This is a genomic window from Achromobacter sp. MYb9, assembly GCF_002975275.1.
In the GTDB taxonomy this organism is placed as follows: Bacteria; Pseudomonadota; Gammaproteobacteria; order Burkholderiales; family Burkholderiaceae_B; genus Achromobacter.
In genome coordinates this window covers 1-7186 of sequence record NZ_PCOQ01000051.1, presented here as the reverse complement: position 1 = coordinate 7186, position 7186 = coordinate 1, and the positions used below count along the sequence as shown (strand labels likewise).

Annotated in this window: 7 protein-coding genes; 6 read left to right on the top strand and 1 reads right to left on the bottom strand. The window is 65.3% G+C overall.

What is annotated here, in order from left to right; translation table 11 throughout:
* Positions 1–196: 196 nt before the first annotated feature.
* Positions 197–1027, bottom strand: a complete 831-nt coding sequence (locus CQ050_RS30560) for a LysR family transcriptional regulator (RefSeq protein ID WP_105560566.1) — start codon at positions 1025–1027, stop codon at positions 197–199.
* 212 nt (positions 1028–1239) lie between these two features.
* On the opposite strand from CQ050_RS30560, the gene CQ050_RS30555 reads away from it, so the two are divergent.
* The 6 genes from CQ050_RS30555 to CQ050_RS30530 all read left to right on the top strand — a co-directional run bounded on the left by CQ050_RS30555 (position 1240) and on the right by CQ050_RS30530 (position 6191).
* Positions 1240–1914, top strand: a complete 675-nt coding sequence (locus CQ050_RS30555; protein WP_105560567.1) for an RraA family protein — start codon at positions 1240–1242, stop codon at positions 1912–1914.
* Positions 1911–3128, top strand: a complete 1218-nt coding sequence (locus CQ050_RS30550; RefSeq protein WP_105560565.1) for an aminotransferase class I/II-fold pyridoxal phosphate-dependent enzyme — start codon at positions 1911–1913, stop codon at positions 3126–3128. The genes CQ050_RS30555 and CQ050_RS30550 overlap by 4 nt, the downstream gene beginning before the upstream one ends.
* A 65-nt stretch (positions 3129–3193) precedes the next feature.
* Positions 3194–4021, top strand: coding sequence for an ABC transporter substrate-binding protein (locus CQ050_RS30545; RefSeq protein ID WP_105560564.1), 828 nt, complete (start codon positions 3194–3196; stop codon positions 4019–4021).
* A gap of 28 nt (positions 4022–4049) precedes the next feature.
* Positions 4050–4751 carry an amino acid ABC transporter permease gene (locus tag CQ050_RS30540; protein ID WP_105560563.1) on the top strand — a complete coding sequence of 234 codons (702 nt, stop codon included), beginning with the start codon at positions 4050–4052 and terminating at the stop codon, positions 4749–4751.
* 1 nt (position 4752) lies between these two features.
* Positions 4753–5469 carry an amino acid ABC transporter permease gene (locus CQ050_RS30535; protein WP_105560562.1) on the top strand — a complete coding sequence of 239 codons (717 nt, stop codon included), beginning with the start codon at positions 4753–4755 and terminating at the stop codon, positions 5467–5469.
* Positions 5466–6191 carry an amino acid ABC transporter ATP-binding protein gene (locus CQ050_RS30530; protein ID WP_105560561.1) on the top strand — a complete coding sequence of 242 codons (726 nt, stop codon included), beginning with the start codon at positions 5466–5468 and terminating at the stop codon, positions 6189–6191. Before CQ050_RS30535 ends, CQ050_RS30530 begins: the two co-directional genes overlap by 4 nt.
* The last annotated feature ends 995 nt before the right edge of the window (positions 6192–7186 follow it).

Below are 7186 nucleotides of genomic sequence, written 5' to 3'. Positions count from 1 at the left end.
TCCTCCATGGGATCAGGCACTGAGTGCCTTAAACACAAAAAAACTGACACTCCCGAGATCGCAAGACGCCGCGTAAGCTCCCAAAGGCCGCCCGCGCGGCCGGCCGGGAGCGGGCCCTGCAAGATCATCCACCACCCCCACCGCGTGGAGAAGAACCCTAAGAAAACCGCCCGCCCCAGCGATCGGGAAATTGCATTCAACGGAGCCCGTCGCGTCGGAACATGGCGCTGTAGACCGATTGAGGGGGTGCCGTGCTGGTCCGCGCGATGACCAGTTGCCGCTTGCTCACCATGTCCGCGAAGTAGTCCCTGGGCAGGCAACTTACCCCGAAGCCCGCGGCGGTCAGGCCGGCCATTGCGATCAGGCTGTTGATCGTGAAGATATTGCTGTCGGGCGTATGCGGGCGCAGCCAGCCGTCGTAGATCATGTTCAGGCCCGACTCGCGGCTTTGGCGCAGTAGCGGCAGGCGGGCGATGTCGGCGGGGGTGTAGATGCGGCTGGCGTCGATCATGTCGGGGCTGCCCATCCACGCGAACTCCAGGCGCTGTAGCGCCACCACCTCCAAATTCGGTTCGGCGAATTCGCCGTGCAGGAACGCCATGTCCAACTGGCCCGCCTGCAAGCGCTTGAGCAGGTCGGCGCCCAGGTCGATGTGCGGCTCCAGCGTGATGCGGGGGTAGTGCGCGCGCAACAGGCGGATCAGGGCGGGTAGCCAGGTCATCGCCGTGATCTCGGTGATGCCGAAACGGAACGTGCCGGTCAGGGTGTGCTGGCCCTTCAGGCGGACCAGCAGGCGGTCGCGGTGGCCCAGCATCTCTTCGGCCAGCGCATAGACCTCGTGGCCGCGCGCGGTCAGTTCGGCGCGGTGGCCGGAGCGGTCGAAGAGCGCGACGTCGAAGTCCGCCTCCAACTCCTGGATGCGCTTGGTGATGGCCGATTGCGTGGTGTGCAGCTTCTGCGCCGATGCCGAAAAGGTGCCCAGGCGGACCGTCCAGTAGAGGGCTTCGATTTGTTTGAAAGTCAGCATGCGGTGCGTCTGCCCTGGGTCAGGTTCATTCCGAAATTTCGCTAAGGGCTAACCCTTATATTCCTAAAAGCGATGAGGCTCGTGGAAATTTAATCCCTTTTTCCCGAACCGAAAAGCTCGCACCATGCGATCTGACTCATCTCCCGGCCGGCCGGGGCCGGGAAGCGTTCCGGGCCTGCGGCGGCTTTCGACTCAGGAATTTGCAGATCGTCATGGCCACTATCCTTACCGGCGCACGCCAATTGCCGGCGTCCCCCGTCGCTCCCGCCGCCATCCTCGAAGCACTGGCTGGCATCGTCACGCCCCATCTCAGCGATAACCTGGCGCGCCGCGAAGGCATCTCGGGCCTGCGCCGCTACAACGGGCGCGGCAAGCTGGTGGGCACCGCGTTGACGGTCAAGACCCGTCCGGGCGACAACCTCATGATCTACAAGGCGATGATGCAGATCCAGCCCGGCCATGTGCTGGTGGTGGACGCTGGCGGCGACTTGTCCAACGCCGTGCTGGGCGAAATCATGAAGCGCTACCTGCAGCTCCATGGCTGCGTCGGCGTGGTCGTGGACGGCGCGATTCGCGACGTGGCCGCCTTCGAGGCCGACAGCTTCCCCTGCTATGCGCGTGGCCATATCCACCGCGGCCCCTACAAGGATGGCCCGGGCGAGGTCAATGTGCCCGTGTCCATCGGCGGCCAGGTGATTCATCCCGGCGACATCATGGTGGGAGACGAAGACGGCCTGGTCAGTTTCGCGGCCAGCGAGGCGGAAAGCCTGATCGCCGCCGCGCACGCGCACGCCGCCAAGGAAGAACGCATCATGGCCGAGATCGCGGGCGGCAGCAGGACGCAAAGCTGGATGCAGGCCGCCTTCGCCGCCAAGGGGCTGGCATGAGCGGCGACGGCACCCTGTTGTTGGCCGATCGGGCGCGCGCCATCAAGCCGTCGCCCAGCATGGCGGCCAAGACGCGCGTCGACCAGTTGCGCGCCCAAGGGCGCGACATCGTCGATTTCACCGTCGGCGAACCCGATCTGCCCACGCCCGCCCACATCGTGCAGGCCGGCATCGATGCCTTGAACAGTGGCGACATCCGCTACACGGCGTCCACCGGTGCCAAGCCGCTGCTGGAAGCCGTGCGCGCCAAATTCCAGCGCGAGAACGGCCTGGACTTCGGGCTGGACGAACTGATCGTCGGCGTGGGCGCCAAGCAGTTGATTTTCACCGCGCTGGCCGCCACCGTGCAGGCCGGCGACGAAGTCATCATCCCCGCGCCTTACTGGGTGTCTTACCCGGACATGGTGCTGGTCAATGATGGTACGCCCGTGGTGCTGGCCTGCCCGGAAGCCGACGGCTTCAAACTCACGCCGCAGGCGTTGGAAGCCGCCATCACGCCGCGCACGAAGTGGGTGCTGTTGAACACGCCCAGCAACCCCACCGGCGCCATGTACGGGGCGGACGAATTGCGGGCGCTGGGCGAGGTGCTGGCGCGCCACCCGCACGTCTGGCTGATGACCGATGAAATCTATGAACACCTGGTCTACGGCCAGGCGCGGCACGCTTCGCCCGCCGCGGTGGTCCCCGCGCTGGCCGTCCGCACGCTCACCATCAACGGCGTCTCCAAGGCCTACGCGATGACCGGCTGGCGGTTGGGCTACGCGGCCGGACCCCAGCCGCTGATCAAGGCGATGGCCACGCTGATCTCGCAAAGCACCAGCTGCGTCAGCGCCATCAGCCAGTCGGCCGCACGCGTGGCGCTGACCGCGGACCAGTCCTGCGTCGGCGAGGCCGCCGCGGTGTTCCATCAACGCCGCGACCGCATCGTCGCGCTGCTGAACGCCGTGCCGGGCATCCGTTGCCCGCAGCCCCAGGGCGCGTTCTACGTCTATCCGTCCGTCGAGGGTCTGCTGGGAAAGCGGACGCCGGCCGGGCGCGTGCTCGAGCACGATCTGGACGTCGTGATGTACCTGCTGGACGAGGCCGGCGTCGCGGTGCTGGACGGCGCGGCCTACGGCTTGTCGCCTTACCTGCGCCTGAGCTTCGCCACGTCCATGGAGAACATCGAAGAAGGTTGCCGCCGCATCCGCGAGGCCTGCGCGGCCTTGCGTTGAACATTCGTTTGTTGAAAGCCCGTCTCGTCCGCCGTACCCATACCTATATTCCAAGGGGAAACACCATGAAGACCACCATCGCCACTTTCGCCGCCGCCGTCGGCCTGGCCGCTACGCTGGCGCCCGCCGCGCACGCGGATACCGTGCAGGACATCAAGGCCCGCGGCAAGTTCATCTGCGGCACCATGGGCACGGCCGAGCCCTTCAGCTTCCAGGACCCCAAGACCCGCGCCATCGTGGGGTACGAAGTGGACATGTGCCAGGCCGTCGCCGACAGCCTGGGCGTGCCGCTGGAATTGAAGCTGATCGCCGTCGAAGCCCGCATTCCAGAACTGATCGCCGGCCGCGTTGACGTCGTTGCCGCCAATCTGGGCTGGAGCCCGGAGCGCGCGAAGCAGATCGATTATTCGCACCAGCACTTCGTGAGCCTGCAGAAGATCCTGGCGCGCGATTCCGAAAAAGACCTGAAGGCGCCGGCCGACCTGGCGGGCAAGCGCGTCAGCGCCGTGCGCGGTTCGTCGTCGGAGCAGGGCGCGCGCAAGAACATCCCTAATGTCGATCCCGTGACGTTCAAAGACCCCAGCGGCGCCTTCCTGGCCCTGCAGCAGGGCAAGGTCAGCGGATTCGTCGGCTCCGAATTGATGCTGGTGAAGCTGCAGCACCAGGCGTCCACCAGTGCCGTGCCGGTCAAGATCCTGGAGCCCGCGCTGTTCGTCGAACCCTGGGGCATGGGCGTGCGCAAAGGCGACACCGCCATGCTGAACCAGGTGAACAAGGTGCTGGACGGCATGGAAGCGTCCGGCCAGGCCACCAAGACCTTCGACAAATGGTTCGGCACCGGCACGCAATTCAACATGAAGCGCGACTTCCGCATCGAAGCCATCAAGGGTTGACGCGCCGCGCGCGCTGGAGCCTGCCTCGATGCACTACGTTTTCGACTTCAACGCCATTTTCCAGGGCGAGTATCCGGCATGGCTGCTCAGGGGGTTCGTCACCACCCTGGCGCTGGCCGGGCTGGCCTGGATCCTGGCGTTTTTCGTGGGCAGCCTGCTGGCGGTGATCCGCCTGACGGGCTCGCCCGTGGCCAATGGCGTGATCGCGGTGTACGTCGCGTTCCACCGCAACGTGCCCATGCTGGTGCACATCCTGTTCTGGTACTTCGGCGTGCCGGCGCTACTGCCGCAATTCGCGACCGACTGGCTCAACAGCCATGGCAGCGAATTCATCATGTCGTGCATCGCGATCTCGCTGGTGATGTCGGCCTACATCTGCGAAGACCTGCGCAGCGCCGTGCGCGGCATTCCGCCGGGCCAGGTCGAAGCGTCGCGCGCGCTGGGCCTGAGTTTCCTGCAGACCATGCGCAAGGTCATCTTGCCCCAGGCCTTCCGTATCGCGATCCCGCCGCTGCTCAATCAGACCCTGTTGCTGTTGAAGAACACCAGCCTGGCGATGGCGATCGGCGTGACGGAATTGACCGCCGCCGGACGCGAGGTCGAGAACTACACGTTCCGCACCTTCGAGGCTTATGCCGTAGTGACGGTCATCTACCTGGTGCTGTCGTTCATCATCATGGGCGGCGGCGCGCTGTTGCAACGACGCTACCGTCCGCTGGGAGCGCGCTGACATGTGGGACATCCTGAAAGACAACTGGCTGCTGCTGCTGATCGGGCAGTACCCGCATGGGCCGGTGGGTGGCCTGGTCGCCACGTTGGGCCTGGCAGCGATAAGCCTGGCGCTGGCGCTTCCGTGCGGCGTGCTGCTTGCGCTGGGCCGCATCAGCCCCTATCGCATCTTCTACTGGCCATCCTCGGCCGTGGTCTATCTGGTGCGCGGTCTGCCGCTCCTGATGTTCATCTTCTGGGCCTATTTCTTCGTGCCGCTCATCATCGGCCGGCCCGTCGCGGGCACCACGACGATGGTGGTGGCGCTGGTCTGCTACGAAAGCGCCTATCTGGCCGAGATCATCCGCGCTGGCATCCAGGCGTTGCCGCCGGGGCAGCAGGAAGCCAGCCGCGCGCTGGGCTTGTCGTACCTGCAGACGATGCGGCGCGTCATCCTGCCCCAGGCGCTCTACAACATGCTGCCCAGCATGCTGAGCCAGTTCGTGTCGACGGTGAAGGAAACGTCGCTGGCCTATGTGATCAGCGTGCAGGAACTGACCTACGCCGCGAATCAGATCAACAGCGTGCTGCTGACCAAGCCGTTCGAAGTGTTCGGCTTGCTGGCGCTGACCTATTTCATCCTGAATTTTGGCCTGAGCTCATTGGTGCACCTGACCGAACGACGTATCGGCAGGCGACGCGCCGGGCTTGGGGCCGCCCCTAAAGTGGTGCCGACATGATCCGATTTTCCCAAGTGCAAAAGTGGTACGGCGATTACCAGGCGCTGGCCGACGTGACCGAGCAGGTGACGCAGGGCGAGGTGGTCGTGGTGTGCGGCCCGTCAGGTTCGGGCAAATCAACCCTGATCCGCACGGTGAACCGCCTGGAACCGATCCAGAAGGGCGTGATCGAGGTGAACGGCCAGGACATCTATGGCCCGAAAGTCCACCTGGACCAGTTGCGCAGCCACATCGGTTTCGTGTTCCAGCAGTTCAATCTGTTCCCGCACCTGTCCGTGCTGGAAAACCTGATGCTGGCCCCGCTTCAACTCAAACGCGCCCGCCGCCCCGAAGCCCGCGACCGAGCGCTGCAACTGCTGGAACGCGTGGGCCTGGCCCACAAGGCCGATGCCTACCCCGCCCAACTCTCGGGCGGCCAACAGCAACGCGTCGCCATCGCCCGCGCCCTGGCGATGAACCCGCCGGTAATGTTGTTCGACGAACCGACGAGCGCGCTGGACCCCGAAATGGTGGGCGAAGTCCTTCAGGTCATGAAGGGCCTGGCGAAAGACGGTATGACGATGGTATGCGTGACGCACGAAATGGGATTCGCAAGGGAAGTCGCGGATCGAGTGTGGTTCATGGATGCGGGGAGGATTGTGGAGACTGGGACGCCGGAAGGGTTCTTTACTCGGCCGGGGACGGTGCGGGCGCAGAAGTTCTTGGCTGAAATTCGGCATTAAGGGGAAAGGGGATTGGTTGGGTGCTGGGGGTGAGTTCTTGAGGCGCCCGGCGCGTCGGTGGCCGGTGGGGCGCGGGGCAACGATTGCGGTCCGGAGCCTTCGCTCCGGACTTCCCCCTTGTCATCCTCGTCACTGCCTTTGGCAGTTCCTTCGGATTCCCTCGGGCTTATCGACGCCCCGCGCCCCACCGGCCACCGACGCGCCGGGCTCTGTCAGGTGCAATTTCACGTCAGCTGGGGCGGGCGGTTTTCTTAGGGTTCTTCTCCACGCGGTGGGGGTGGTGGATGATCTTGCAGGGCCCGCTCCCGGCCGGCCGCGCGGGCGGCCTTTGGGAGCTTACGCATCGTCTTGCGTCGTTGCGTATTTCGCTTCGCGTGTGGGTTGCCGTGTTGGCGTTCTGCTTGAGGGTGGGCCTGGTTTGGAAGATCTTGCGGGGTCGTCCCTTGTCGGCCGCGCGGGCGGCCTCGGGGACTTGGCTCTGTCTTGCGGTTCGTGATGCCGCTTCGCGCTTGTGCAGAACGGACTTGCGGGGCTTGCCTCAGGACGGCCGCCCGGGCGGCCTTTTGAGGCGTTCACGGCGTCTTGCGATCCCCGATGCCGCTGCGCGCACGCAACGTAAGGAACCCTCGCAACGCTGCAAATTTCAGCCGACGCTCGCAACAATCGCTGGCCTCCCTTTTAGACGGGTGGCGCGCGTACGGGTCGGACCAAGCAAGCGGGTACTGGCCGCGCGCCACCCGTCGCTCCACCTCCCCCACCTGACTGCGGGGGCCAATAGAAAACCACTCTCTACCAGCGCGCCAGCGACTATCGCACCGACGTAATGCGGCGCGTAAGCCGATCGCGCGCCGCTCCCGCGGCCGCATTCGGCGGGCCCCGCAAACCTCGTCATTAAGTCGCGCTCTAGCAGCGCGCAAACCAAGACGGCGCAGCTCGTCGCCGGGGTCGGGTGGGTGGCGCGCAACCTTGATGCGCCCGAGGGAATCTGAAGGCAG